The 25,728-nt window shown below is 45.1% G+C and carries 24 protein-coding genes; 16 read left to right on the top strand and 8 right to left on the bottom strand.

The annotated features are described in order from the left end of the window. The first annotated feature begins 48 nt into the window (after positions 1–48). Both aroE and OA79_RS05840 read left to right on the top strand, forming a co-directional pair. Positions 49–858, top strand: a complete 810-nt coding sequence (aroE, locus tag OA79_RS05845) for a shikimate dehydrogenase (RefSeq protein ID WP_063332289.1) — start codon at positions 49–51, stop codon at positions 856–858. Then, entirely contained in the window at positions 859–2,031 is a 1,173-nt protein-coding gene (locus OA79_RS05840; RefSeq protein ID WP_063332288.1) for a GNAT family N-acetyltransferase, read from the top strand. Between the two features lie 7 nt (positions 2,032–2,038). Here the strand turns inward: OA79_RS05840 and hmpA are convergent, their stop codons facing one another. Then, positions 2,039–3,229 (bottom strand): NO-inducible flavohemoprotein, encoded by a 1,191-nt coding sequence (gene hmpA / locus OA79_RS05835; protein WP_063332287.1) that lies wholly within the window; start codon positions 3,227–3,229, stop codon positions 2,039–2,041. Positions 3,230–3,376: 147 nt separating this feature from the next. Here hmpA and norR point away from each other — a divergent pair, with 147 nt between their 5' ends. Further along, positions 3,377–5,014, top strand: a complete 1,638-nt coding sequence (gene norR / locus OA79_RS05830; protein ID WP_082825394.1) for a nitric oxide reductase transcriptional regulator NorR — start codon at positions 3,377–3,379, stop codon at positions 5,012–5,014. A gap of 126 nt (positions 5,015–5,140) precedes the next feature. On the opposite strand, the gene OA79_RS05825 is transcribed toward norR, so the two are convergent. Continuing rightward, a complete protein-coding gene (locus tag OA79_RS05825; protein ID WP_063332286.1) occupies positions 5,141–5,566 on the bottom strand; it encodes a group II truncated hemoglobin in 426 nt (141 codons plus the stop codon). A gap of 3 nt (positions 5,567–5,569) precedes the next feature. Then, a complete protein-coding gene (locus OA79_RS05820; protein ID WP_063332285.1) occupies positions 5,570–5,770 on the bottom strand; it encodes a hypothetical protein in 201 nt (66 codons plus the stop codon). Positions 5,771–6,174: 404 nt separating this feature from the next. On the opposite strand from OA79_RS05820, the gene OA79_RS05815 reads away from it, so the two are divergent. Further along, the gene (locus tag OA79_RS05815; protein ID WP_063332405.1) at positions 6,175–7,464 is read left to right on the top strand and encodes an MATE family efflux transporter; all 1,290 of its coding nucleotides are present in this window, start codon (positions 6,175–6,177) and stop codon (positions 7,462–7,464) included. A 206-nt stretch (positions 7,465–7,670) separates the two neighbouring features. Next, complete coding sequence (locus OA79_RS18450) at positions 7,671–7,880, top strand: hypothetical protein (protein WP_231908813.1); 210 nt, start codon at positions 7,671–7,673, stop codon at positions 7,878–7,880. Between the two features lie 266 nt (positions 7,881–8,146). Here the strand turns inward: OA79_RS18450 and OA79_RS05805 are convergent, their stop codons facing one another. From OA79_RS05805 to OA79_RS05795, 3 genes are all read right to left on the bottom strand, one after another. Continuing rightward, the gene (locus tag OA79_RS05805; protein ID WP_063332283.1) at positions 8,147–9,673 is read right to left on the bottom strand and encodes a KAP family P-loop NTPase fold protein; all 1,527 of its coding nucleotides are present in this window, start codon (positions 9,671–9,673) and stop codon (positions 8,147–8,149) included. A gap of 159 nt (positions 9,674–9,832) precedes the next feature. Then, positions 9,833–10,645, bottom strand: a complete 813-nt coding sequence (locus OA79_RS05800; protein ID WP_063332282.1) for a sulfite exporter TauE/SafE family protein — start codon at positions 10,643–10,645, stop codon at positions 9,833–9,835. A 19-nt stretch (positions 10,646–10,664) separates the two neighbouring features. Further along, on the bottom strand, positions 10,665–11,555 hold the full coding sequence (locus tag OA79_RS05795; protein ID WP_063332281.1) for a LysR family transcriptional regulator: 891 nt from the start codon (positions 11,553–11,555) through the stop codon (positions 10,665–10,667). Positions 11,556–11,690: 135 nt separating this feature from the next. On the opposite strand from OA79_RS05795, the gene OA79_RS05790 reads away from it, so the two are divergent. Further along, positions 11,691–11,906 carry a DUF2798 domain-containing protein gene (locus tag OA79_RS05790; protein ID WP_063332280.1) on the top strand — a complete coding sequence of 72 codons (216 nt, stop codon included), beginning with the start codon at positions 11,691–11,693 and terminating at the stop codon, positions 11,904–11,906. 77 nt (positions 11,907–11,983) lie between these two features. On the opposite strand, the gene OA79_RS05785 is transcribed toward OA79_RS05790, so the two are convergent. Then, positions 11,984–12,631, bottom strand: coding sequence for a pyridoxamine 5'-phosphate oxidase family protein (locus OA79_RS05785; RefSeq protein WP_063332279.1), 648 nt, complete (start codon positions 12,629–12,631; stop codon positions 11,984–11,986). A gap of 125 nt (positions 12,632–12,756) precedes the next feature. On the opposite strand from OA79_RS05785, the gene pdxR reads away from it, so the two are divergent. The 7 genes from pdxR to OA79_RS05750 all read left to right on the top strand — a co-directional run bounded on the left by pdxR (position 12,757) and on the right by OA79_RS05750 (position 21,685). Then, positions 12,757–14,271: a MocR-like pyridoxine biosynthesis transcription factor PdxR gene (pdxR, locus tag OA79_RS05780; RefSeq protein ID WP_063332278.1), complete on the top strand. Its 1,515-nt coding sequence runs from the start codon at positions 12,757–12,759 to the stop codon at positions 14,269–14,271. 643 nt (positions 14,272–14,914) lie between these two features. After that, entirely contained in the window at positions 14,915–15,976 is a 1,062-nt protein-coding gene (cyoA, locus tag OA79_RS05775; protein WP_082825393.1) for a ubiquinol oxidase subunit II, read from the top strand. Continuing rightward, positions 15,976–17,955: a cytochrome o ubiquinol oxidase subunit I gene (gene cyoB / locus OA79_RS05770; RefSeq protein WP_063332277.1), complete on the top strand. Its 1,980-nt coding sequence runs from the start codon at positions 15,976–15,978 to the stop codon at positions 17,953–17,955. The genes cyoA and cyoB overlap by 1 nt, the downstream gene beginning before the upstream one ends. Positions 17,956–17,957: 2 nt before the next feature. Next, positions 17,958–18,578 carry a cytochrome o ubiquinol oxidase subunit III gene (gene cyoC / locus OA79_RS05765; RefSeq protein WP_063332276.1) on the top strand — a complete coding sequence of 207 codons (621 nt, stop codon included), beginning with the start codon at positions 17,958–17,960 and terminating at the stop codon, positions 18,576–18,578. Continuing rightward, positions 18,578–18,898 carry a cytochrome o ubiquinol oxidase subunit IV gene (gene cyoD / locus OA79_RS05760; protein WP_063332275.1) on the top strand — a complete coding sequence of 107 codons (321 nt, stop codon included), beginning with the start codon at positions 18,578–18,580 and terminating at the stop codon, positions 18,896–18,898. The genes cyoC and cyoD overlap by 1 nt, the downstream gene beginning before the upstream one ends. Before the next feature lie 52 nt (positions 18,899–18,950). Continuing rightward, a complete protein-coding gene (cyoE, locus tag OA79_RS05755; RefSeq protein WP_063332274.1) occupies positions 18,951–19,841 on the top strand; it encodes a heme o synthase in 891 nt (296 codons plus the stop codon). 179 nt (positions 19,842–20,020) lie between these two features. Continuing rightward, positions 20,021–21,685, top strand: a complete 1,665-nt coding sequence (locus OA79_RS05750; RefSeq protein WP_063332273.1) for a tannase/feruloyl esterase family alpha/beta hydrolase — start codon at positions 20,021–20,023, stop codon at positions 21,683–21,685. Positions 21,686–21,695: 10 nt separating this feature from the next. Here the strand turns inward: OA79_RS05750 and OA79_RS05745 are convergent, their stop codons facing one another. Beyond that, positions 21,696–22,439 carry an SDR family oxidoreductase gene (locus OA79_RS05745; protein ID WP_063332272.1) on the bottom strand — a complete coding sequence of 248 codons (744 nt, stop codon included), beginning with the start codon at positions 22,437–22,439 and terminating at the stop codon, positions 21,696–21,698. A gap of 190 nt (positions 22,440–22,629) precedes the next feature. On the opposite strand from OA79_RS05745, the gene OA79_RS05740 reads away from it, so the two are divergent. Genes OA79_RS05740 through OA79_RS05730 form a run of 3 tightly spaced genes read left to right on the top strand, consistent with a single transcriptional unit; the run spans position 22,630 to position 25,679 of the window. Continuing rightward, a complete protein-coding gene (locus OA79_RS05740) occupies positions 22,630–23,046 on the top strand; it encodes a MarR family winged helix-turn-helix transcriptional regulator (protein WP_063332271.1) in 417 nt (138 codons plus the stop codon). Positions 23,047–23,081: 35 nt separating this feature from the next. Then, positions 23,082–24,146, top strand: coding sequence for an HlyD family secretion protein (locus tag OA79_RS05735; protein ID WP_063332270.1), 1,065 nt, complete (start codon positions 23,082–23,084; stop codon positions 24,144–24,146). 15 nt (positions 24,147–24,161) lie between these two features. Next, a complete protein-coding gene (locus tag OA79_RS05730) occupies positions 24,162–25,679 on the top strand; it encodes a DHA2 family efflux MFS transporter permease subunit (protein ID WP_231908812.1) in 1,518 nt (505 codons plus the stop codon). Positions 25,680–25,728 lie beyond the last annotated feature (49 nt).

Raw genomic sequence — 25,728 nt, 5'->3', positions numbered from 1 at the left:
AGACCTAGAAAGGTCAGTTAAAACCATTCATTGATAAGAGGAAGTGTTGTGGATCAATACGCCGTGGTTGGCAACCCAATTGCCCACAGTAAATCACCTGCGATTCATGCTGAGTTTGCCCTGCAAACAAAGCAAAGCATGCAATACACCACCTTGCTTGGTGAAAATGAGGGGTTCGAGCAACAAGTACGCGACTTTTTCCAACAAGGCGGAAAAGGTTTGAACGTCACCGTTCCCTTTAAAGAACGCGCTTATGCTATGTGTGATGTGCTGAGCCAAAGAGCCAAACAAGCCGGTGCCGTGAATACCTTGTTAATGGCGAATAATGGCGACCTTTTCGGCGACAATACCGACGGTATTGGAATGGTTCGTGACATTACAGTGAATCACCAGCAGAGTTTGAAGGATAAACGCATCCTCATTTTGGGTGCGGGTGGCGCCGTTCGTGGCGTCTTGGAGCCGGTGTTGGATGAACTGCCAGCGTCAGTCACCATTGCCAATAGAACACTCGCCAAAGCGCAGCAATTGGCAGACCATTTTGATTGCTTAGCGTCCGCTTTTGAAGCGTTAGAAGGCCCGTTCGATATCATCATTAATGGCACGTCTGCGAGTTTATCTGGACAATTACCACCATTGAAAGATGAGCTGGTGAGTGAGCAAACTTGGTGCTATGACATGATGTATGGCAAACAAGGTACGGTGTTTTTGCAATGGGCTCATGAACTCGGTGCAGCAGGTGCAGACGGTTTGGGCATGTTGGTTGGACAAGCTGCTGAGGCCTTTTATCTGTGGCGACAAACCCGCCCAGATACCGCGTCTTTGGTGGCGAGTTTACGTGAACAAATGGCGGATTCATAAATGAAAGCGCAGTGGTTTACTTCTGTTGAGGACATGGGACAAGACCTTTGGAATGAAGCCATTGGGGAAACAAACTCCCCTTTTGCGCAATTTGCCTTTCATCAAGCGCTGGAAAACAGTAAGAGTATTGGCGATGGCACAGGTTGGTATCCAGAGTATTTGTTGGTCATGGATGACGATGACGCCCCACTTGCCATTGCTCCCACCTATTTGAAAACCCATTCCCAAGGCGAGTTTGTATTTGATTGGGCTTGGGCGGATGCATTTCAGCGTTATGGATTTCGATATTACCCAAAGCGGGTTTGGGCGGTGCCTTTCTCACCTGTTACTGGCATTCGGCTTTTCTCCCATCTGGACCCAACCGGCGAGGATGCGGCTTTTATGCATCTGTATCAAACCGTTGCGGATGTCTTGACCCAAGCGAATCAACAAAGAGAGTTTTCCAGTTGGCATTTGCTCTTTACCAAACCTGAGCACGCGGCTTTATTGAAACAGGATGGCGAATACTTAGAACGAATTTCCTGCCAGTTTCATTGGTTTAACCGTAATTACCGTGATATGACGGATTATTTCTCCTACTTTTCCAGTCGCAAGCGGAAGGCGGCGCGTAAAGAAAGGGAAAAAATCGCCGCACAAGGTATTACTCTAAAGCGCAAGTTAGGCTCTGAACTAAGTTCAGCCGACATCGATTTCTTTTATCTGTGTTATCAATCCACCTATGCCAAACGCGGACAGCAAGGTTATTTAACGCGAGACTTCTTTGCGCAATTGGTTGAAAACATGGGAGAGCAAATTCTCTTGGTTCAGGCTTACCGTAAAGAGGAGACAGAAGAAAAAGCCATTGCGGCGTCTTGGTGTTTCTTCGACGATCACTCTTTGTATGGTCGTTATTGGGGGTGTATGGAAGAAGTGGATTGCCTGCATTTTGAAGCCTGTTATTACCAAGGGATTGAATTCTGTTTGGAGAAAGGGTTACAACATTTTGATCCTGGCACCCAAGGGGAACACAAAATTGCCCGAGGTTTCGAACCTGTGTTTAGCCACAGCATTCATCACATTGCCCATGAAGGCTTTTGTGACGCCATCGCTCGCTTTTGTGAAGAAGAAGCGCAAGCCGTGCGTGAGTACCATCAAGATACCCACGCGTTGTTGCCGTTTAAGCAGGCGGTTTAGTTAAATGTCATACCTCTTGATGTGGCCCGAATAATTCGTAATGAATGCGGTCTGCTTCTACCCCAAGGGTTAATAGTTGTTGTTTGACGAACATCATGAAGCCTACAGGGCCACATAAGTAAAACTCACCATTTGTTAGCGGTAAGCTGTCTTTGATGATGTCTAGCTGCATCATGCCTTTTGATAGGCCTTCTGCTTCGCTGTCTGCTTGTTCGTACCAAGTGTGAACCGATAGATTTAGCTGGTTTTTCAGGCCGTTCACGTGGTTTCTGAAAGAGTGCTGACCTGGGTGAGCGCAAGCGTGTAAATAGCTTACTGGATACGGATACTGCTGTATTGCGAGTGTATCCAGTATGGCTTGCATTGGGGTTAAGCCAACGCCACCAGAAATCAGCACCACGGGTGTTTGTTTATCTTCAAAAATGAAGTCTCCAGCCGGAGGCATGGCTTCGATTTCATCGCCCACATTTAAATGATCATGTAAGTAATTGGACATGACGCCTGCTTGGTCGCCATTGCCTTCGCGTTTCACACTGATGCGATAAGTCTGTTTATTTGCCGCGGTTGATAGAGAGTATTGACGTATCTCATCGAACTCATTGCCTTTTGGATGTAGTTTTACACCTAAATATTGTCCTGGTTTATAACCGATGACGGCACCGCCATCGACAGGTTCAAGCACAAAGCTGGTTACCAAGTCGGATTCTGGTGTTTTAGAGACGACACGGAAACGACGAAAATCTTTCCAACCTCCGAGTTGCGCGGCACGTTCTTTATAAAGATCGCCTTCGACTTGAATAAAAATGTCGGCTAACTGACCGTAAGCTGCGACCCAAGCTTCCTCAACGTCTTTAGTAAAAGCGTCTGGAGCCAATTCACGTAAGGTTTCAATGAGGTGATGACCGACGATGTCGTATTGATCAGGTTGGATGTTAAAGCTGGTGTGCTTATGCGCAATACGCATCACCGCGCTGGTTAGCACTTCCAAGTTATCTATGTGTGTTGCGTAGGCGGCGATCGCATTGAACAAAGCCGCTGGTTGGCCACCGGTTCTTTGGTGCGTCATGTTAAACACATGTTTAAGTTCTGGATTATGAGCAAACATGCGTTGGTAAAAATGTTCGGTAATGGCTGTGCCTGCTGATGCTAATAAGGGAATGGTGGCTTTAACTGTGTCTATGTGCTTCTGAGATAGCATATCTGGGTCCTTTTAAATGGATGAATAAGCTTTGTTATCTCTTCTATAGCGAATCCCGTGCCAATTAAAAATACCCAATAAAATCAGATGTTTATTAGTTTTTCGATTTGTATAGAGTCAATTTGACTCATTCTTATAGGGGTCTTTATGATATCTTTGAGTCAAAGTGACACATTTGATAATTCTTTTGATGAGCTGACCTTGATGAATCAGGTTTCTAATAATGCCTTGTTGAGCTTTGCCCTCGATCTTGCTAGTGCGGTGACTCAATCGAATCGCTTTGATCAACTAGTTTATGCAGTACGAGCCACAATTAACTGCGATGCGGTTGTCTTGCTGTCTCATAGTAATGGTGTATTAACGCCACTTGCCCAACGAGGTTTAGCAGAAGATTTGATGGGCCGACGTTTCATAATTGATGAGCACCCTCGCTTGAAAGCCATCTGCAGTGGTCATTATCCCGTGCGTTTTCCTGCAGATTCGGATCTTCCAGACCCTTACGATGGGATGGTGTTAGGTCATGATGAGAATTTACCGGTGCATTCTTGCATGGGCGTTCCGTTGTATTTAGAAGGGAAGTTAATTGGTGTGGTGACGTTAGACAGCATTATGCCGGGCGTTTTTGATGATATCGACGCGCGTGCGTTAGAAATCATCGGCACCATGGCGGCGATGACGCTAAATACCGCCATCTTGATGGAGCAATTAGAAAACCAATCGCAACATGCTCAAAACGTATTGAAAGTAATGGGCGAGCAACGTCATGAAATGGTCGGCCAAAGCCAAGCCATGCAAGACCTTAAACAGTCGATTCATTTGGTTGCATCATCGGATTTTTCTATCTTGATCGAAGGTGAAACGGGTGTAGGTAAAGAGCTTGTTGCTCGTGCGTTACATGAACAGTCTGCCCGTTCTGATGCCCCAATGGTGTATGTAAACTGCGCCGCGATTCCACATCACCTGATCGAAAGTGAGTTGTTTGGCCATGTGAGAGGCGCCTTTACTGGTGCGGATCGAGATCGCGATGGTAAGTTTTTATTGGCCGACGGTGGTACCTTGTTGCTCGATGAAATTGGTGAACTGCCGCTAGAAGTCCAAGGTACTTTGCTTCGAGCAATTCAGAATCAAGAAATCCAAGCGGTTGGTAAAGATCAAATTCGCAAAGTAAACGTGCGTATCATTGCAGCGACTAACCGACATTTAGAAACAGAAGTGGCGGAGCACCGTTTTCGTGCGGATTTATTTCATCGCCTCAGCGTCTTTCCGATCCAAGTTCCTGCATTACGCAACAGACAAGGTGACATTGCTTTATTGGCCGGTTTCTTTGCCGAGCGTTTCCGTCGTAAATTAGGTCTGCAACAACTTACCTTGTCTGCGTCGGCGATCGATTTATTAGACGCTTATCACTGGCCAGGCAATGTGCGCGAGCTAGAGCATGTTATTTCTCGTGCTGCGCTTTTCTCAAAGGCCGAGAGTGCAAAAGCAGATAATCCAACGGGCATTACCGTTATCACTTCTGCTCATTTAACAGGGTTACAAATTGATAATAGTGCTAAAGAAAAGATACAGAAAAACGAGCTGGAGCCGCCGCGTTTAGAAAAACACCAATCAATTAATTTACGTTTAGAAACAGAAGCTTATCAGCGTGATTTGATTCGTAAAGCATTAGAAAGCAATGAAGGAAACTGGACGAAAACTGCTCACCAGCTATCAATGGACCGCGCCAACCTAGCGCGCTTAGCGAAACGCTTGGGCATCATCATTGCAAAAGAAATTCGCTCTTAGGCCCCCTCCCAACCTCCCTCTTAGCAGGGGGAGGAGCGGTTCTTCCTCCCTTATGCAGTTGGAGGTAAGACTTTTTGTTCCCTCCCCTTATCTTTAAGGGGAGGGTTAGGGAGGGGTTGTAAGTTCTTAGCCGTGTTTAGCCGCACTCACCTGTCGAATGCGTTCTGCAGGAAATTCAAGTTTCTCTATCAGATAGCGTTTCAGTGCTTCGGGGTAAGCCTGTTCATTGAGCGCGTCGGCCATACAGTTTAACCACATGGCTTTTTCTTTTTCTGTTACAACTAGGTGGGCGTGAGCTTGTGGTAAGTGAATTTTGCCGTAGGTCTTAGCATACAAGCGCTCACCGCCCATCCAACCCGATAAAAACGCCACCAGTTTGTCGATACTGAGTTGTGTATCGGCTGGATGCATATCAAATAATGGTCGGTATTCAGGGGTGTTTTCCATAATTCGATAAAAACATTCAACCAAACGTTTTAAACCGTCCAACCCACCTACGGCGTGTAACGTCGCATCGCCTTCACCATAAGCGGGCTTCATTTGATCTGTCATCCGTTATTCGTCATCCGATGTTTTTGGTGCGTTCTTCGCCGCTTTTTCTTTATCCATTTTGATTGAGTTTCGGTAGCCTCCAATGGCCGCCAAAGCGCCAATGATAAAACTCATGTAAAGCGGTATTTGGAACAACATAGTGATACTAATAAACACACAGCCGACGGCTAAGCCTTCAATAATAGGTCTGAACTTCTTTGGCATGATGACTCCGAAAAGATAAAAATAAGCGCGAGTTTAACAAAATTCTAGGATGAATTGCTCGCTATTGTGGAAAAAACCATCAGTTATCCAGTTTTTTTGATGTGAGCTGAGTGGTCATTTGGAAAATGGAATTATGTGGGTAACTTAATTAAAAGAGGAAGGAATTGGCAAAAAACAGACCAATATGTTCAAAAAATGCACACGAATGGGAAAAACTCCCAAGCAGTGTGAATAACTGCTATGATTTTCCACATAATTTTTCAACCTAGCCCCACCTAATTGGTTGATTTTTATCCACAGAACCCCCCAATTTCACAGGTGAGCCTCTGGTGCCAAAATTTCCTCTTTATGCATTGTTGATGACATGGCGAGTTAACGCTGATTTGAATCTGCGGATTTGGCGCATGGCTTGGCCACCCATGGTATCGAATATCACCACACCTTTATTAGGTTTGGTCGATACGGCGGTGGTGGGGCATTTAGGCACTGCGACTTATCTTGGTGCCGTCGCCATTGGTGCCAGCATTTTTAGCTTTCTATTCTGGGCGTTTGGTTTTCTACGCATGGGATCGACCGGCTTAACTGCACAAGCTTTAGGCCAAGAAGATTATCGTCGGGTGCGTGAACTCTTGTTGCAGTCAATTTTAATGGGATTGGTGATTGGTCTATTGCTGATTCTATTCCGTGGTCCAATTCTTGAGCTGGCTTTGCATCTTATGTCGCCCAGTGCGGAAGTGGCACCTTGGGCAAAAAGTTACAGTGAGATTCGTATTTACAGTGCTCCAGCTGTTTTAGCTGGTTATGCCTTAATGGGTTGGTTCTTTGGTGTGCAATACTCAAAAGGCCCATTATGGATGTTGCTGGTGATTAACTTGGTTAACATGGTATTGGATTACTTTGCCGTTTACGGTTTAGGCATGGCCAGTGATGGCGTCGCTTGGGCCACTGTGATTGCGCACTACGTTGGGGTGGTGTTCGCCTTATTTTTAGCATGGCGTAAGCTGCAAACTTTTGACGGACATGTGCCTTTATCGGCTTTAATTAAGTGGCGTGAATATGTGGCGTTGGTTCGAGTGAATCGCTATTTATTTGTCCGCACGATTTTGTTGTTATTGGTCATGTTGTTCTTTACCTCTCAAGGGGCCCGCCAAGGGGACGCTATTTTAGCGGCCAATGCCGTGTTGCTCATTTTTCTGATGATTATTTCCAATGCGTTAGACGGCTTTGCTTTTTCGGTGGAAGCCTTGTGCGGTGAATACTATGGCCGCAAGGATAAGAAGAATTTTCAAAAGGTGATTCGCTTATCCACTTATTGGGCGTTGTTGGCCGCGTTGGCTTTGATGTTCATTTTTTGGTTATTTGGCAATCAAATTATTCACTTATTGACCAATGTAGAAAGCGTTCAAGAAGAAGCAAAACTGTACCTACCTTGGTTGATTTCCTTCCCTCTGTTGGGTATTTGGTCCTTCATGCTGGATGGTGTTTTCATCGGCACTACCAGTGTCAAACAAATGCAGAACACCATGATTCTTTGTGTCCTCGGCGTGTTCTTTCCGGTTTGGTACATCAGCCAAGGCTTAGGTAATCATGGGCTTTGGCTCAGCCAAGCCATGTTGTTTATCGCCAGAGCTATTACGCTGTATTGGTGTTATTTACAGAATATGAAGAAAAACATTTGGTTTAAAAATATTTAAGGTTTCAAGACGGATTCTGGTGCTCGTTTCTGCGTAGCGAGCGCTGGATTCTTGTTTCCTCCCAAAGGCCAATTTGATGTAGTTAAACAAAAAGCCAACGATATTAATAGTTTATCACTCGAAGACAGCTATAATGACCGTATTCCTATTGTTTATTGTGTCAGCCCTTGCTTGTTAACAATCAAGACTTTGTCTCGACCCATGTCATGCAAAATCTAACCGTGAAAGAAAAATTGAGTAAAATCAAGCTACATGTGACCTGCATCACACCCCGCATGGGACTCGCCGACAGCTTGTTACAGCTAGCCCACCAACTCGCTGAGGAAGTCGTGATTCCGCCCGAGATTACCTGCTGCGAATTTGCTGGCGACAAAGGCTTCTCGCCCCCCGAACTTAACGCCAGTGTTTTTTTTTAAATCTTAGCGAAAGCCGTAGAAGGCTTATTTCAACAGCCGCACCTGCAAGATTGGCTTATCAGAACACAGCGGCATCGAGTATCAATCCATCGTTTATCTGGTTGATCAATTGTCTGAATCCTCACCAGCCTAGTTAGCCGCTCAGCCGCGCTTATTAAGAGGACGTTCATCTGTGAACCCGCAACAAAGACCAACGCCTCTTTACGGTCTAAAAAGCAGCGTTAAAGCGAGAGCATCCACTCGGCGTTGGTCTTTGTTGCTACTAGCTATTTTTCGATTACACCGACTTGTATGTCTAAATTTTCAATAATTGTGAGCAGTTTAGATTTGCTTGCAATGACTTTGTTTTTAAATAGAGTACAGAGGGAAATAAAGTCTTCATTTAATTGAGTAGGACTTAGAGATAATGAGTTGAAATACGGATTAGTGAAGTCACAACGTAGTGATACATCTCCAAAGTTAAACCTTGAAATACTAGGGCTTGTCTGCAGTTGCTTTATCGCTTTTGAACAGTCCTCTATAATGTATTCCGCATTAACATTTCGTTTTGGTTGGTCATCATATGAGCATAATTTATAAACATTAACGGTATTGAAGTGCATATCTATTAGCTCATGTTTTTCTGTATGGCGTAATGCTAACCCAGCTCGAGCATAAGTTGTTTTTGGGTTCGACCACCCACCATATAATGCATTTCCGAAAACAAGCCCAATTAAAGTAAGGATTGGGTAGGTATTTTCTCTTAGTTCTTTTGAATCCAATACAATCTCTAGTTGCACGCAGATTTGTTTCACTCTTCGTAATGATAGGTGATACTTGTTCTGTTCACAGATTAGAGCGACAGCAGCTCTTAATTCTTCTGCTGAATTAATCGCAGGTAATGTTGGTAGCGGCTTAAAACCTTCTGTTTTAAATATTTTCTCAGCGGTCAAAAACTCAAAATAATCCAATTCAGGTAGCGTAAATCGTTGCTCAAAGAAGCGGCTTAGGTATTCATGAGAATCAAAGTTTTGGCCATAGACGGCTTTGATGGAGTGCTGTAATTGGCTGGTGTCGGTGGATAAGACGAAGATGAAGTCTGGAATATCGAATAAGTGTTTTACCGTTTCTAGCATCTCGATGGCGTAGGTTGGGCGGCATCGATCTAGTTCATCAATGAAGACGAAGACTTGTTTTTTAGGATTGTCCTCAAGGGCGAAGTCGACAAGTTCACGTGCTTGTTTTTTGAAGTCTTGGGTGAATTGCTTATGTCGTTTGTGTTGACTGGCGACTTCCAATCCTAAATCGCCCATATTCAAGTCGTCTTTTACCGTGCTGTGGTTAGCCACTGAGCCTGTAGCCGCAGCAATTAGGTCGAGTATTTCGCTTGTTACCGCTTCTCCAAGAAGATGTTTACCTACAATCTTTGACCCAATTGGAAGCATGCTTTTGCCCATATTAAATATGGCGCTGGCAACATTTCTCTCTGCGTTACGAAACTTTGGATCGTGATTTTTGATTTTTAGTTTTATCTGTTCAAGCAGTTCCGCGATAATGATGGCGAGTGGATCATTTAGATAATCTGATTCCCAAGCATCTATCTTGATGGCTATGTGGCCTTTGTCTTCGACCAGCTTTTTCCATTCGGTAACAAAGTAAGTTTTTCCTGTTCCCCACGCACCGTTTAGGTTTACGACGTATGCATTGTCGTTTGTGTCGCGGCCTTTTAAATATTGGGTGAAACGCTCCGCGAGTTCTTCTCGCTTATTCCCTGTCGCGCAATTGGCAAAGGCTTTTGTATCTGTGTCGCTCATAGGGTGTTCCTTTTTTGAATCAATCTAATAATAGCGTATGTCACAAAACCAAGATGTTTCCAGATCAACATCTCGCGGATGTTTGCGCTTTAGCGCCGGAGCGAGAGTTGATCTGGAAACAGCGTTACTACGGACTAAATTGAGTACAAGTTATACGGACTAAAGCATAAAGGTTGAGTAAAGACCAAAGCCACAGACGGTGAGCAGTGCCCAACCGACAAATTGGAAAAACACAGGTGTTTCGGCTTTTTGGATGCGGTTATGCAGTTTCTGACCAAAGACGTGGCCGATGAGGGCGCAAGGCAGCAACCAAAGTTGGTGAATGAGCTGTAAGTCGACGCCAGCGATCAGGAAAGACACCATTTTGATGGTGACTAGAATAAACCACAATACAAACAGGGTGTCGCGTAATTGATGTCGAGGCACCTTGGTAGCAAAAACGGAAACAATTAAAGGAGCACCAATCAAAGAGGTGCCACTGACGTAACCGCCGAGCATCAGAAAGACGGTATCGAGAATGCGGTTGTTGGTATAAAACGGTTTGTTGATGATGTAGGACACTGCAAAAACGGATACTATCACGAAAATGACGCCAGTCACTATGTCGCCTGGTAAGGTTAACAAGCCAAATACGCCGATCAGTTTCGGTACAATCATGATGCCCAAGGCTTTCTTTAAATACCCCCAAGCGATGTTGCCCTCTTCTTCTTTAGCTTTAGCCACTTCGCCCTGCTTTGCAGCGAGTGTGGCTTGTTGTTTGGTGGTTTTTGAGCCTTGCCATGCAATCCAGCTTGAAAATACCAAAAGGTGAATGGAAATAATGGGTAGGAAAAGTAACGGATCGTTTTCCACTAATAAGAGAAAAGGTAAGGCGAGAACGGCGCCGCCAAACCCTAAGCCACTTCGAACAAAACCACTCCAAATAAAAATGACAGCAATGAGTGTGTATTGCCACCAGAGTAAATCCGCCATCTTACTTCCTTAACCTTGATTAATCGGCTTGTTCAAACCAAGCTTGTTGATGTAGAAAGAGAGTTAGTTCATCCCTTAGTAATTGAGCTCTTGCCGACAAACTGCGTTTGTGAGGCCAGACGAGACGAATTTCTCTTTTTTGTCCTCGCCATTCTGGCAGCACTTGAATGAGCTCACCCGCTTGAATGGCGTTATAGACCATGCTGGTGGGCATTAGGGTGATGCCAGCTCCCGCTTTTACTAGGTTGAGGCTGATATTCATATCGTTACTTAGGTGTTGATGATTTTTTTGTAACGCGCAGATACTGCCATCTTGATGGATTAGACGCCAGTCGGAAAACATATTGGCGGCAATACTGGGACATTCGGTGATGTCTTCAACTCGGTTGGGTAAAGTAAAACTGGTGTTGGGCGAGGCGACTAGAATAGGTTCTATGAAGCCGAGCCGCTTTTGAATTAAAGACGAATCAGGCAATGGGCCTGAGCGAATGGCTAAGTCAGCGCGGTTTTCATGCATGTCTTGAATGGCGTTGCTGAGCTCAATATTAAGCTGGATATTTGGGTGTTTTGAGGCGAAATGTTGCCAAAATGCATCTAAAGGTCCACTGCCTAAGTTCGTCGGTGCTAAGATTTTAACTTCACCCGACAAGCTGTGAAGGGTTTTATCGAGATTCGAGATACGTTGATCAAGCGCGTCTATAAATTCCGCACATTCTTGATAATAATCTTCCCCTATTGGCGTCAGCTTAAGTCCTTTTGTGGAGCGATGCAGCAGCTCACACCCCAAAGCCTGCTCTAACGCACTAATCCGTCGAGAGACTGTTGCAATGGTCATGTTCAGGCTTTTCGCTGCTTGCGTGAAGCTGTGCTTATTAGCGGCGGTAATAAAAATTTTCAGGTCATCTAGCATTTTACATATTTGCAAATTTGGTTTTAATAAATGGCTATATTTACAAATATAGTAGTTTGTTAGAATGAGATCAAAGTTAAATGATGCAATGGTGCCATTCGGGGCAGACGAGTGGTCCAGAGCAAGGAGAGAAAAATGAAATTTCGTCTTTACTTCGCGTTGATCATGTCCTGTGTCTTATCATTTTTTATGTCAGGTTGGATTACGTTCGTTAACCTTGGATCGCACCCAGAATTTGTGTTTTTTTGGATGAAGGCTTGGAGTTTTGCTTGGCCAGCGGCGGCGACCATCTCTTTTTTATCGGCACCTGAAATTCAAAAGTTCAGTGCTTGGTTAGCGAAAAAGGCCTAAGCGATTCATGAATCAGCAAAAAAGCACGCAAATCGCGTGCATTTTTTATGGTCAGATGGCATGCCTCGAAAAGGCTGCTAAAAGGCTTCAGGTGGCTTAGCAGCATCAAAACTGTGCTCTTGAAGGGGGTCTGTCTGAGGGGGTCCCCAATGTCTTTCGAGAGGAATAACCCCCGCCCAAACAGGCCAGTTATAATCTTCAGGTGCATCGATGGGTGGTTCTGCACGGAATTTGACGGAGGCCTCTTCGATTTTGATGCGCACCACCCCGGTGGCTTTAATTTCAGTTTCATTCACTGGGCGCAGTGTTTCCCAACGGCCTGGGCTGACTTTGTCTAAGAAGAGTTTGAACTGACGTACCTTTTCGTCGTTATCTTCAACCCGTTCCGGTACGCCAAATAACGTGACAGAGCGGTAGTTTACAGAGTGATGCATGGCCGATCTGGCCATGACTAAGCCATCCAATAGACTGACATTAATGCAAACTTTTTCGGGGTCATCGATGGGGCCTTTCACATTGCGAGCCTTAGAGTGAGCGTGCCAATAGAAGTAGTCCCCTTCACGCCAATGACAGGTTGGTGTGACAAACACTTGACCATCTTTTGTCTGGCCAACATGGCACATCAAAGCGGCGTCAATAATAGCGCAAGCTTGCGCCTTGTCATAAGAGGCCCGATTCGGCCCTCTTTTTACTTTACTCAAAGGGGATTCCATTGACTGACTCACGTTTGCTCTCCTTATTCTTCTGTTGGCGCGACTTGTGTATTGGGTGTCGATATAAGAGACTTTAATGAAAACTGGCGCTTATAAAAATAGCCAGAACATTAATAAAAAATCAGGCCAGATATCGAATGAAGTATGCCATTGCTAGTTTACGTTTTTCCATAGAAGACGGAGGTGGTCCCTATTATCAGCAACTGATGGACCAAATTCAGCAAGGTATTGTGTCTGGCGAACTGACCGTTGGTGACAAACTGCCTTCCTCGAGGTTATTGGCAACGTCCTTAGGGGTATCTAGAAGCACCACTTCAAGAGCGTACGATCAATTAATAGCAGAAGGCATTTTGGTCAGTGAATTAAAACGCGGAGTGTTTGTGGCGTCACAAATGGCCTATCGAGTGGAGAGAAAGGCGGCTCTAAATGCGGCGTCGATAGACGCTCTGTCTACACAGTCTAGCCAGAAAGTGTCTGAGTCTTCTCCGCAGAGTCAATACATGGGCTTTGATGCTGGTGTTGATGCTGAGGCTTTTCCCAGTAAGGAATGGGCCGCGAGTATGCGTCGTAGCTGGCTGAAACCGGATTACCAAGTGATGCAAGGTGGTTATCTTACGGGTTATCCCGCCCTCAAGACGGCTTTGGTGGACTATTTATATCGTGTTCGAGGGTTAGAATGCCAAGCTGAACAAATCTTGATTACGGCAGGTAATCGAGATGTGTTGCAACTCCTGCAACATGCTTTGTCATCGGGGAAGGACAAGGCGGTGAATTGGTGGTTAGAAGAGCCAACTTATCCACCGATTAGGCAAGCAGTTGGACAAAACTCAAGCATGCAATCTATTAAGATTGATCAGGAAGGTCCGTGTTTGCCCGAGCCAATTCAAGGTGAAAACATCGCCATATTAACGCCCAATCGTCAATATCCGCTGGGCGTATCGATTGGTTCCCAGCGTCGTCAAAAATGGCTGCAAACGTTGCAAGAAGCGTCCTCTCCTTGGTGGGTGATCGAGGATGATTATGACAACGAATTTGTCTATCAGGGGCGCATGGAAGTGCCCTTTATGCAAAGTGCGCAAGCTCATGAGAGATCAAAGAATAAAGTATTTTTTGTGGGGAGCTTTTCGAAAGTTTTGTTTCGAGGGCTGAGATTAGGGTTCATCGTCGCACCGATGGCTCATGTCACACTATTGGCGCATATCCAATCTAAAATTGGTATGTCAGCTTCGTTGCCTATGCAACCTGTTGTGGCGGATTTCTTGATCCAGGGCAATTTTAATCGACATTTAAATCGAATGCGTCGTCATTATCGACTAAAAAGAGATATGCTTTTAGCGTATTTGTCTGAGTATTTGTCGACTTGGTTTGAATGGAAGAAACCATCAGGCGGTATGCATGTGATGATTGAGTTTAAGGCTGAGCTGAGTCGTTCTCAATATGGTCAGCAAGCGCTGGACTGCGTCGTTGCGGAGCGCTTGAGGCAACAGGCTATTCGTCTGTCGCCCTTGTCTTTGCATTATCAGCATGCGGTAGAGGCAAAGGTGGGTTTTGTGTTGGGCTTTAGTGGTATTGATGAATCGACGATGCAGCACCTTTTGCTCACAATGCGCTCTGTGCTGACCGCCATGTTTGCAAAGACAGACGGGGGGTGATGGACATGGTCTTATTCCGTGTTGGGTGAGAATGTGGATTTTGTAAAAATTCGGTGAAGCAAGTCACAACAAAGGCTAAACTAGACTTTGTGTGATTGCTCGGTTTTTGGTATATTCCGCACACCGTAATTTGTGCTTAGCAGTGTAAATGCTGCCATTAAGCGCATGATGACGTAGAAATTGGATAATTAGATTGAGCCAGTTATATGGCGTGTCATGCCTTGAAAAGCTTAATAAACATAAGGCTTTAGAGGTTTTTTTGTTTCTAAGACACGTCACAAAATTGACAGAAATGACGCTCTCTTTTTGTGCAAGTTGACTATAGTATTACTGGTTAGATGTGGGTCCGCTATGACCGATATCAACCTTTACTCGCCAAATTTGGCCATTCGCTATCTTCGTGATTGCTTTGTGGGAAAGCAGTTAATCGAGTTGTGGCTCGATTCACGAAACGAATGTTGAGTACCTTTTTCAGATTTAGGTGATCCAAAAGAATTGTTGCCGCGTTAATTAACTTTAGCCTAGTAATGATTCTTATGCTGTTTTCAGTGTGGTGATCTTTACTGAAATACCCGGCTATGCCGGATTTTCGTTCTGTTACTTGATGGTCAAGTAGCAGTTTTGTGAACCTCGGGGTTAGAGGATGATTCTCTTGTTAACTCGTATCCTAAGTAAAGTCGCTTTGGCGCTAATGGTGGGCTTGCTCGCCGGTTGTCAGGGTGGTGTGCTCGATCCAAAGGGGCAGGTTGGTATTGAAGAGAAGCAACTTATTATTGTTGCTACTTTGCTAATGCTACTTGTAGTAATTCCTGTGATCTTCATGACATTGTATTTCGCTTGGAAATACCGTGAAGGCCGTGATGAAATTTACGAACCTAAGTGGTCACACTCCACAAAAATTGAAACTATTGTTTGGGCCATTCCAATTGTTATCGTCATCGTTCTTGGTGTGATTACTTGGAAGTCTACTCACGCTCTAGATCCTTATAAGCCTCTAGAACATGAGAAAGAGCATATCAACGTTCAAGTCGTTTCGATGAACTGGAAATGGTTATTTATTTATCCAGATCTTGGTATTGCGTCTGTGAACGAGCTGAGATTCCCGGCCAATGTTCCTGTGGCGTTCAGTATTTCTTCTGAAGGTACTATGAACTCATTCTTCATTCCGCAATTGGGTAGTCAAATTTACTCAATGGCAGGCATGGTGACGAAACTGCACTTGATCGCGAATGAGCCAGGTACATTTGATGGCATTTCTTCGAACTACAGCGGCGGTGGTTTCACTGGCATGAAGTTTAAAGCCATTGCGACAGAGACTGAAGCCGATTTCGACGCTTGGGTTGAAGGCGTGAAAGCGGAGTCAATTGCCGGTTCAATTAACAATGGCATATTAGATCAAGCATCCTATGAAAAACTTGCTGAACATGATCTAGATGCTCATCACCACGAACCGACTCCAGTTCAATACTACAATTCAATCAAATCCAGTGTGTTCATGGACAATGTAATGAAGTTCATGAAAGATCACGGCAAAGTTGAGTTGCTTAAAGGAACTGTCTTTGATTCTAAAATGATTCACGATAACTCAAGTCATGGTCACATGGATCATGGTGAGATGAATCACGAAGAAATGAATCACAGTGATATGAATCATAACGAGTCTAATCACTCATCGCATGATATGCATACGGAGGCTGATAAATAATGTCTGGTTTCTTAGGCAAACTATCCTGGGATGCACTACCGTATGACCCTATCGTCATCACCACTTTGTGTGTGGTGGCTGTGGTCGGTGCCCTTGTTGCATTCTTGGTTATCAAAAATAATTTACTGGGCGTCCTATGGCGTGATTGGTTGACTTCGGTTGACCATAAAAAGCTTGGTATCATGTACATCGTACTGGCTTTGATCATGCTAATGCGTGGTTTTGCCGATGCCATCATGATGCGTTTGCAACTTGCGCTGGCGACCAATGGTGATCCTGGCTATCTGCCGCCGCATCACTACGACCAGATCTTTACCGCTCACGGTGTGATCATGATCATCTTTATGGCGATGCCATTTATGATTGGTTTGATGAACATTGTTGTGCCATTACAGATCGGTGCTCGTGACGTTGCTTTCCCATTCTTAAACAACTTAAGTTTCTGGTTGGCGGCATCGGGTGCGATCTTGGTAAACATCTCTCTTGGTCTTGGTGAATTTGCTAAGACAGGTTGGGTGGCTTATCCGCCTCTCGCTGGATTGGAGTACAGTCCGGGTGTGGGGGTTGATTACTACATATGGGCATTGCAGATATCCGGTATTGGTACGACTTTGACGGCGGTTAACTTCTTAGCCACTGTTTTCAAAATGCGTGCTCCTGGTATGAAATTGATGGACATGCCGATCTTTACTTGGACCTGTACTTGGGCCAACATTTTGATCGCGGCTTCGTTCCCAATTTTGACTGCTGTGTTAGCCATGCTAACGCTAGACCGTTACCTAGACTTCCATTTCTTCACGAATGATGGTGGTGGTAACTCGATGATGTATATCAACCTGTTCTGGGCATGGGGTCACCCTGAGGTGTACATCCTAGTATTACCAGCGTTTGGTATCTTCTCTGAAATCGTCTCTACCTTTACGGGTAAGCGTCTGTTTGGTTACAAGTCCATGGTTTGGGCAACAGCATCGATTTCCATTCTTGGTTTCATCGTATGGTTGCACCACTTCTTTACCATGGGTTCAAGTGCCAACGTAAATGCCTTCTTCGGTATCATGACAATGATCATTGCCGTACCAACGGGTGTGAAATTGTTTAACTGGTTGTTCACCATGTACCGTGGTCGTCTGCGTATTACGGTTCCTGTGCTTTGGACATTAGGTTTCATGGTTACCTTCACGATTGGTGGTATGACAGGTGTTCTTCTAGCGGTTCCTGGTGCTGACTACGTATTGCACAACAGCTTGTTCTTGATTGCTCACTTCCACAACACCATCATTGGTGGTGCGGTGTTTGGTTACCTAGCGGGCTTTGCCTTCTGGTTCCCGAAAGCGATGGGCTTCCATTTGAACGTGAAATTAGGCAAAGCGGCATTCTGGTGCTGGTTGGTTGGCTTCTTCCTAGCCTTCATGCCTCTATACGTATTGGGCTTCTTGGGAATGACTCGTCGTCTGAACCACACGGATAACCCTGATTGGAACATTTGGTTATACATTGCTCTAGTGGGTGCGATTGTTATTTTCGCTGGTATTGCTTGTCAACTTCTACAGTTGTATGTCAGCTTCCGCGATCGTAAGCAAAATCTAGATACTACGGGTGATCCATGGAACGGCCATACTCTAGAATGGTCTACTGCGTCTCCACCACAGTTCTATAACTTTGCTGAAGTGCCTGTTGTTTCTGATATCGATGCGTTTACTGATATGAAAGAAAAAGGTACAGCTTACCAGCGCAAAGAAAGCTATGCGCCAATCCATATGCCGAAAAATACATCTGCCGGCATCATTATGGGTGGCCTATTAACCGCGTTTGGTTTCGCTATGATCTGGCACATCTGGTGGTTAGCGATTGCAAGCCTAGTCGGCACAGTCGTTACTTTTATCGTTCGTGCTTACACAACAGATGTGGACTACTATGTTCAACCTGATGAAGTTGCTCAAATCGAAAATGAGCACCTAGACAACGTGGCTAAGGGGTAATCATGAGTACTGCAATGAATACGCACGATGCTCACGAAGCGGGTGCACACCACGACGAGCACCACGATACTGGTAGCAATACCGTATTTGGGTTCTGGTTATACTTGATGACGGACTGTTTGTTGTTCGCATCCATCTTTGCTACCTACGCTGTGCTCTTTATGAACACAGCAGGTGGTGTTTCAGGCAAAGATATTTTCGATCTTGAATTGATTCTTGCGGGTACCGCGGCGCTACTTTTCTCAAGTATCACCTATGGTTTCGCCATGATCAGTGCGCACCGTAAAAACAAAGCCGGTACGTTAGGTTGGTTAGCCGTAACCTTCCTATTTGGTGCTTGCTTCATCGCGCTAGAGATTTACGAGTTCCATCACTTGATCGTAAATGGTCACGGTCCTCAGGCGAGTGCGTTCTTGTCAGCCTTCTTTACCCTAGTGGGTACACACGGCTTGCACGTAACCGCTGGCATGATTTGGATGGTGATCTTGATGATTGAAGTGGCGAAAACAGGTTTGACTGGCCGTGCGATTACTCGCATTAGTTGCCTAAGCTTGTTCTGGCACTTCCTAGATGTTGTTTGGATTTGTGTATTCACCGTTGTTTATCTGATGGGGGCGATCTAATGAGCGATCATTCTTCTGAAGCACATTCACACGGTAGCGTTAAGTCATACGTGATTGGTTTTGTTTGGTCTGTTATTTTGACCGGTATTCCATTCTGGATGGTGATGACGGAAGCGTTTGATAAAGGTCCAACTTACATCGCTGTAGTGGTATTGGCCATTATTCAGATCTTCGTTCACTTGAAGTACTTCCTTCATTTGGACTTCTCTGAACAGGGCAAGTTGGATACTTATTCGTTTATCTTTTCAGCTGTCATCATTGTCATGGTTGTTGCGTTGTCCGTATGGATTATCTACGCATCCAACGCCATGATGATGTAAGCCGAGTTGATTGTGATGATGCGGAAATTAAACCGCGAAGGGAGCCCTAAAGATGTTTAAGCGTTATTTACAGGTGACTAAACCTGGCATCATTATGGGCAACCTTATATCTGTTGCGGGCGGCTTCTTTTTAGCCGCTCGTGGCGATATCGATTGGATGCTCATGCTCATGACGGTCATAGGACTATCATTGGTTGTCGCATCTGGTTGTGCCATTAACAATTACATCGACCGTGATATTGATGCCAAAATGAAGCGTACACGCAATCGTGTGACGGTGAATGGTGAAATGTCAGGTAAAGCCGCCTTCTTTCATGGTGTTGTTTTAGGTGTAATTGGTTTTGCTTTGCTGGGGTATTTCACTAACTGGGTCGCAGTGGCTTTCGCTGTGTTTGGTTATGTGGTTTACGTTGGCTTATATACTTTATATTTCAAGCGTAAGTCTGTTTACGGTACTTTCATTGGCAGTCTTTCTGGCGCGGTTCCTCCGGTCGTCGGATATTGTGCCGCAGCGGGTCAATTTGATGCTGGTGCGGCTATTTTGTTGACCATGTTTAGTATTTGGCAAATGCCACATTCTTATGCGATTGCGATTTTTCGTTTTGATGATTATAAGGCGGCCGGTATTCCTGTTTTGCCTGTGTCACAAGGCATTGCCAAAGCGAAACGTCACATCATCTTACACATAGCGGCTTTTGCTGTTGTGGCGGCATTATTACCTCTGGCGGGATACGTCGGAATTGGTTTTATGGTCGTGGCCTTGTCGACTAGCCTTTGGTGGTTAGCCATGGCGTTAAGAGGCTTTCGTGCTGACATTGATTTAAACGGATGGGCACGACAAGTGTTCTTCTTTTCAATCATAACTGTGACAGCCTTGAGCGTGACGATGGCGATTGATTTTAATGAAGTGTCACCAGATTTGCTGGTGTTATCGGCACATTGATTTGATTGATTGAAAACGGGCTCATTTGAGCCCGTTTTTATTTTCCCCTTCCCCAAGTTGATAACTTCCCATTTCTCACATTATTGGGTATTTTGAATACCACCTAAGTCGTTGTTTCAATATTAAACAAGCCTTGTGCCAAGACGACGTTGATTGCTACTCCAATGAAGGACGGGGAAATGAAGAGGTTTTTGATCAGCTCTATCGCCTTAATGGCATTTGCTATGAGTAATCAAGTACTGGCAGACGCCATGCAGTGTCAGGCACTCAGATCTCAAGCAAGCGATAAGCTTGAAATTAAAACCGCCATGTATGCTTCTACGGAACAAGTGCGAACAGCCTATTGCCAAGTTCAAGGGGTCGTGAATCGACGTATTGGTAAAGACGGTACTTTTTACACGACGCGTTTTGAACTGCGTTTGCCTTATGGTTGGCAAGGACGTTTAGCGTACCAATTTGATACCGCTTTTGGTGGTGAGCTTGCTCCAGCGGTTGGTAACATCACGGGGTTAACGGTTAATCAATATGCGATTAATCAGGGCTTTGCGGTGGTTAGTTCAAATGAAGGTCATGATAATGACGCGTTTAAAAAAGCGGCTGGCGGCTTATCGAAACCCTTTTTGTTTGGACGAGATGCGACGGCGAGAGAAGAATTTGCCTACCAGGCGATGGCAAACATTATGCCCATCGCACAGGTGTTGACGGAACAGTATTATGGGTCACCCGTGCAATACCGTTATGGTATTGGACAGGCTAATGGTGGTCGAACTGCGATGGTGGCGGCTAGCCGTTTCCCAGAGCTGTTTGATGGCTTATTGGTTGCTTCTCCTGGGTTTAATGCGCCCAAAGCGGCCTTACAACACCCCTGGGATTATCAAGCGCTACAATCTATTCAGTCAGACATTCGCTCCTCTTTTAGCGAGAGAGACTTAGAATACATTACACGTCGTCTTATCCAGCAATGTGATGACTTAGACGGGGTCAGTGATGATTTGATCTTTGCGATAGACGCTTGTCAGCAACGTTTTAAACCCACGGCTTTAGTCTGCAAGAGCGAGTTTGACCGAGACTGTTTGCCTATCGCGAAAATTGGTGCTCTAGTTCGAATGCATCAAGGTCCGCATAATGCTAAGAATCAAGCGCTTTATACTAGCTGGCCTTATGACACAGGTTTGCAATCGAACAATTGGCGCGGCTGGAAAATTGCCAGTAAATTAGACGCTTGGCAGCACATGCCAGCGAGTGTGGTCATTGGAGCGAGTGCGTTAGCCAATCTATACAGTACGCCTTATCAAGCCGTAAAAGGCGACATTTTTTCTTTAACAAACTTCCTACAATCGTTTGATTTTGATCGTGATGCCGAAAAAATCTTTGCAACGAACGGTGAGTTTACCGAATCCGCTGTGTCATTGATGACGCCCCCTGATGCCGTAAAGCCAACACTGACTCAATTTAAGCAACATGGCGGTAAGTTGATTGTGTTTCATGGTAACAGCGATCCGGTGTTTTCTGTTCAAGACACGGTGCGCTGGTATGATTTTCTGGATTTCGGTTTAGCGGGCAAAGCAGCAGACTTTGTGCGTTTCTATCGGGTGCCGGGGATGCCGCATCAACAAGGTGGTTTATCGGCAGATCAATTTGATATGTTGCAACCCTTGGTAAATTGGGTGGAACAACAGCGTCCTCCAAGGGAAGTGATTGCGGCCACACGAGCGAATAATCCGGAACTGACCTCTAGAATGGTGGGGTTAACGCGTCCTTTATGCCCTTACCCTAGTTACGCTCGTTATCGTCAGGGAGATTTACATTTGGCCAGTTCCTTTCAGTGTGTGGTGGCGAAATAAGCGGTTCTGTTTAGCGCCCTCCTGCTACGTCTAGAAAACTGCCAGTACAGTAGCTGGCTTTCTCACTTAATAACCAGATAATGGCTTCGGCTATCTCTTCTGCTTGCCCACCGCGTTGCATGGGAATGTTGGGAGCCAGTCGATCAACACGATTGGCCTCGCCGCCATCGGCATGCATCTCCGTATAAATACTCCCCGGTCGGACGCCGTTAACACGTATCCCTTGTGCGGCCATTTCTTTGGCCAGTCCTTTCGTAAAACTGTCTATCGCGCCTTTGCTGGCAGCATAATCCACATATTCATGTGGTGCGCCCAAGACAGATGCCAAAGAAGACACATTAACGATGCTGCCTTTTAACTGATACTCTCGCATGTGAGCGATGGCGTGTTGACAACACATCATGGTGCCAAAGACATTCGTTGCAAATACCCTATGCCATCGTTCCGGTGGAATGTCGATAAAATCACTTTGCTGCTCTAGGATTCCGGCGTTATTCACGAGCGCGCTAACAGGACCCCACTGGTTAAGAATGTGATCAAATAACCGCTGAACGTCCTGTTCATTGCTGATGTCGGCTTGTAGGCACTCTGCTAGGCCGTTTGCTGCTCGAATCTCATTAACCAATTGCTCCGCCCTGTCTTGGTTGTGTTGATAATTAATCACGACCTGAAAGCCTTGCTGTGCTGCTAATCGAGCAGTTGCGGCTCCTATGCCTCGACTGCCTCCCGTGATTAATGCAATGGGTGACGACATGATGTTCTCCTGATCCGTTTTCTCAAGATTAACGTTTCTCAACGAGAAATGCATAGACTAGAAGGTGAAAAAAGGAGCCAGCAAGGATAGACCGCAGGCATTGAGGAAGCATTTGATACATTGGTGGGCTATGATTGAATATAGTAAGCAATATATATAATAATTAATCCATATTAAATCGGTGAGTTTCATGCAATCTAAAAACATCAACTTTCTTATCACAGATGTATTGCGCCTTATGCGTCGTGAATACCGCAAAAGTGATCTCGCAATGACGCTAATGCAGGCTCGCACTTTGTTGTCTGTATCGCGAAATGAAGGCGTAAAACAGGTAACACTTGCGGAATTACTGGATATTCAGCCGATAACGTTAGCTCGTTTAATTGATCAGTTGGTATCTGACGGTTTGGTTGAACGTCGAGCTGATCCGAAGGACCGGCGTGCTAATGCGTTGTTCTTAACTGAAAAAGCGACACCTTGGTTGCTAGAAATAGACAAAGAAATCAATCGAGTTCGTGAAAAAGCGTTACAAGGATTAACGCCAGAGCAAATTGATGTGGCGATGGACGTTCTGACAAAAATGCATGAAAACCTTACCGATGACTGAACGCTATAAAAATACAGTGTGGAGATCTTAGGAAAATGACTGAAGAAAAAGACCAATCTATTCGAAAAAAACCGACAGAGAAGCTTTGGTTACGTCGCATTTTACTGTTTGTCGTACCCTGTCTTGTGGTGTTAGGCTCAGCCACGGCTTACATGTTGGGTGGGCGCTATGTGGAAACGGATAATGCCTATGTTCAGTCAGACATAAATCGTATTAATACTGAAATATCTGGCCCAATCGAACAGGTGGCAGTAAAAGAAAATCAAACCGTTCATGCTGGGCAAGTGTTGTTCGTGATTGATGCAGCGCCTTTTAAGTTGGCTGAAGCCAAAGCGAATGCGCAATTACAACAAGTGAAGTTAGACATCTTAGAGCAGCAAGCGGCTTATCAGGAGAAGCAAGCCGAAATCGCACAGGCGGAAAATACCTATGCGTTCAATCAACGGGAAGAGCAACGCCAAGCTAACCTGTTAAAGCAAAAATTCATCTCAGATACTCAATTTGATCAAGCAAAGCAGGCGGCAGAGGTGAGTCGTTTGCAAGTCGCTACCTTGAAGAAAGATTTATATCGTTTAAAAGAAGCGTTGGGAGGAAACCCAACAGCGCCTCTAGAAGATCATCCTAGTTATCAGTCTGCCTTGGCGGCATTGAATCAGTCGCGTATTGATTTGAATCATGTAGAAGTGCGTGCACCTGTTTCTGGAGTGGTCGCGAAAGTACCGAATCAAGGCGAATACATGACAAAAGGTGCCATCGCAATGGTGCTAGTGGCGGATAAAGAAAAATGGATTGAAGCCAATTTCACGGAAAAAGACCTGACTCACGTGCAGGTAGGTCAAACGGTCGCAATCGAAGTGGATGCGTTTCCAGATACGACGTTACATGGCAAGGTGGAAAGCATCAGCCCAGCGACAGGGGCTGAGTTTTCAGTGATCCCAGCAGAGAATGCCACAGGAAACTGGGTGAAGATCGCTCAGCGTTTAGCGGTAAAAATTCAATTCGATCAAGGTCAAAGCATCCCCGAGCTGCGTACTGGCTTGAGTTCAACCGTGACCATAGATACAACTTATCATCGTCAATTGCTTGGCATGACTTTATAAAATGGAGTCATGCTAGTGCAACAGGATCTTGTTAAAAACAATCACACCAGTCGCATGCTGATCACTATTTCTGTGATGTTAGCCACCATCATGCAAGCCTTAGACACCACCATTGCGAATGTTGCCTTGCCTTACATGAAGGGCACCATGGGGACGACTCAGGATCAAATTTCTTGGGTGCTGACGTCTTACATTGTGGCGGCGGCCATTTGTATGCCTTTGACAGGCGTTTTGTCTGCCAAAATTGGTCGTAAACGCGTGTTAATGTGGTCCATTGTTGGTTTTACTCTATCTTCCATTTTGTGTGGTGCCGCCCAGTCTCTTAACCAAATCGTCTTGTTTCGTCTTTTACAAGGGGTTTTCGGTGCCAGTTTAGTACCCCTTTCACAGTCCGTTTTATTGGACACCTACCCGAAAGAAAAGCATGGATCCGCCATGGCCATGTGGGGAATGGGGGTGATGGTCGGCCCCATTCTAGGACCTTATTTGGGCGGCTTATTAACAGAGTATTACAGCTGGCGTTGGGTTTTTTATATCAATGTACCGTTTGGTATCTTGGCATGGTTAGGGTTAGCAGGGTTTCTACAAGAGTCTAAATTGGATAAAAATCGTCGCTTTGATTTTTATGGTTTTGTGCTTCTAGGGATTGCCATTGGTTCTCTGCAAATGATGCTTGATCGAGGCGAATCTCAAAATTGGTTCGGTAGCTTGGAAATCATGATTGAGGGGCTGTTGGTACTGACTTGTGGCTATATGTTTCTGGTGCACATTTTTACACACCGTCAGCCGTTTATTGACCCGGCGATGTTTCGAGACCGAAATTTCAGCGTGGGCATGGTGTTTATTTTTATCGTGGGTGTGATCTTATTGGCATCGATGACGTTACTTCCACCCTTTATGAGCTCGTTAATGGGTTATCCAGTGGTGGACATAGGAAGCATTTTGGCTCCTCGTGGCTTTGGCACCATGGCGGCTATGATGATTGTAGGGCGCTTATCCAATAAGGTTGATCCTCGATTCTTTATCACGCTTGGTTTGCTGTTAATCACGTTTTCTATGTGGGAAATGACGTTATTTACCGCGCAAGTGACAGCGTGGGATATTATCCAAACTGGTATCGTTCAAGGGGTTGGCTTAGGCTTTATCTTCGTCCCGCTTTCCACCATCAGTTTTGCAACCTTAGACCCTAAATATCGCAATGAAGGTACTTCCATGTTCAGTTTATTGCGTAACATTGGCAGCAGTATTGGTATTTCTGTGGTGACCACTTACTTAGCACAACGTATTCAGATTAATCATGCCGCCTTTGCCGATTACATCAATCCTTTCAATCTAGGATTGCATGTGGCGCAACAAGAAGGCGTTTACGATATTACTCACGTAACCGGGTTAGCTACTTTAAACGCTTTGGTTAATGAGCAAGCATCGACGCTAGCTTACTTACAAGATTTTAGGTTGATGATGTGGGTGACATTAGCGGCCTTACCATTAGTGCTGTTACTGAAAAACGGGACGAAATCGACAACCCAATAATGGTTTTGTCTTAGCTTGGTGCTGGTATGCCTTGGCTTGCCAAGCTATC

The organism is Marinomonas sp. TW1 (assembly GCF_001625355.1).
Taxonomy (GTDB): Bacteria; Pseudomonadota; Gammaproteobacteria; order Pseudomonadales; family Marinomonadaceae; genus Marinomonas.
This window is presented reverse-complemented; position numbering and strand designations above follow the sequence as displayed.

Bases quoted from the DNA above. Each gene is read 5' to 3' on its own strand.
- OA79_RS05840 (WP_063332288.1), top strand. From the start codon at position 859: ATGAAAGCGCAGTGGTTTACTTCTGTTGAGGACATGGGACAAGACCTT.
- hmpA (WP_063332287.1), bottom strand. From the start codon at position 3,229: ATGCTATCTCAGAAGCACATAGACACAGTTAAAGCCACCATTCCCTTA.
- norR (WP_082825394.1), top strand. From the start codon at position 3,377: ATGATATCTTTGAGTCAAAGTGACACATTTGATAATTCTTTTGATGAG.
- OA79_RS05825 (WP_063332286.1), bottom strand. From the start codon at position 5,566: ATGACAGATCAAATGAAGCCCGCTTATGGTGAAGGCGATGCGACGTTA.
- OA79_RS05820 (WP_063332285.1), bottom strand. From the start codon at position 5,770: ATGCCAAAGAAGTTCAGACCTATTATTGAAGGCTTAGCCGTCGGCTGT.
- OA79_RS05815 (WP_063332405.1), top strand. From the start codon at position 6,175: ATGGCTTGGCCACCCATGGTATCGAATATCACCACACCTTTATTAGGT.
- OA79_RS18450 (WP_231908813.1), top strand. From the start codon at position 7,671: ATGCAAAATCTAACCGTGAAAGAAAAATTGAGTAAAATCAAGCTACAT.
- OA79_RS05805 (WP_063332283.1), bottom strand. From the start codon at position 9,673: ATGAGCGACACAGATACAAAAGCCTTTGCCAATTGCGCGACAGGGAAT.
- OA79_RS05800 (WP_063332282.1), bottom strand. From the start codon at position 10,645: ATGGCGGATTTACTCTGGTGGCAATACACACTCATTGCTGTCATTTTT.
- OA79_RS05795 (WP_063332281.1), bottom strand. From the start codon at position 11,555: ATGCTAGATGACCTGAAAATTTTTATTACCGCCGCTAATAAGCACAGC.
- OA79_RS05790 (WP_063332280.1), top strand. From the start codon at position 11,691: ATGAAATTTCGTCTTTACTTCGCGTTGATCATGTCCTGTGTCTTATCA.
- pdxR (WP_063332278.1), top strand. From the start codon at position 12,757: ATGAAGTATGCCATTGCTAGTTTACGTTTTTCCATAGAAGACGGAGGT.
- cyoA (WP_082825393.1), top strand. From the start codon at position 14,915: ATGATTCTCTTGTTAACTCGTATCCTAAGTAAAGTCGCTTTGGCGCTA.
- cyoB (WP_063332277.1), top strand. From the start codon at position 15,976: ATGTCTGGTTTCTTAGGCAAACTATCCTGGGATGCACTACCGTATGAC.
- cyoC (WP_063332276.1), top strand. From the start codon at position 17,958: ATGAGTACTGCAATGAATACGCACGATGCTCACGAAGCGGGTGCACAC.
- cyoD (WP_063332275.1), top strand. From the start codon at position 18,578: ATGAGCGATCATTCTTCTGAAGCACATTCACACGGTAGCGTTAAGTCA.
- cyoE (WP_063332274.1), top strand. From the start codon at position 18,951: ATGTTTAAGCGTTATTTACAGGTGACTAAACCTGGCATCATTATGGGC.
- OA79_RS05750 (WP_063332273.1), top strand. From the start codon at position 20,021: ATGAAGAGGTTTTTGATCAGCTCTATCGCCTTAATGGCATTTGCTATG.
- OA79_RS05745 (WP_063332272.1), bottom strand. From the start codon at position 22,439: ATGTCGTCACCCATTGCATTAATCACGGGAGGCAGTCGAGGCATAGGA.
- OA79_RS05740 (WP_063332271.1), top strand. From the start codon at position 22,630: ATGCAATCTAAAAACATCAACTTTCTTATCACAGATGTATTGCGCCTT.
- OA79_RS05735 (WP_063332270.1), top strand. From the start codon at position 23,082: ATGACTGAAGAAAAAGACCAATCTATTCGAAAAAAACCGACAGAGAAG.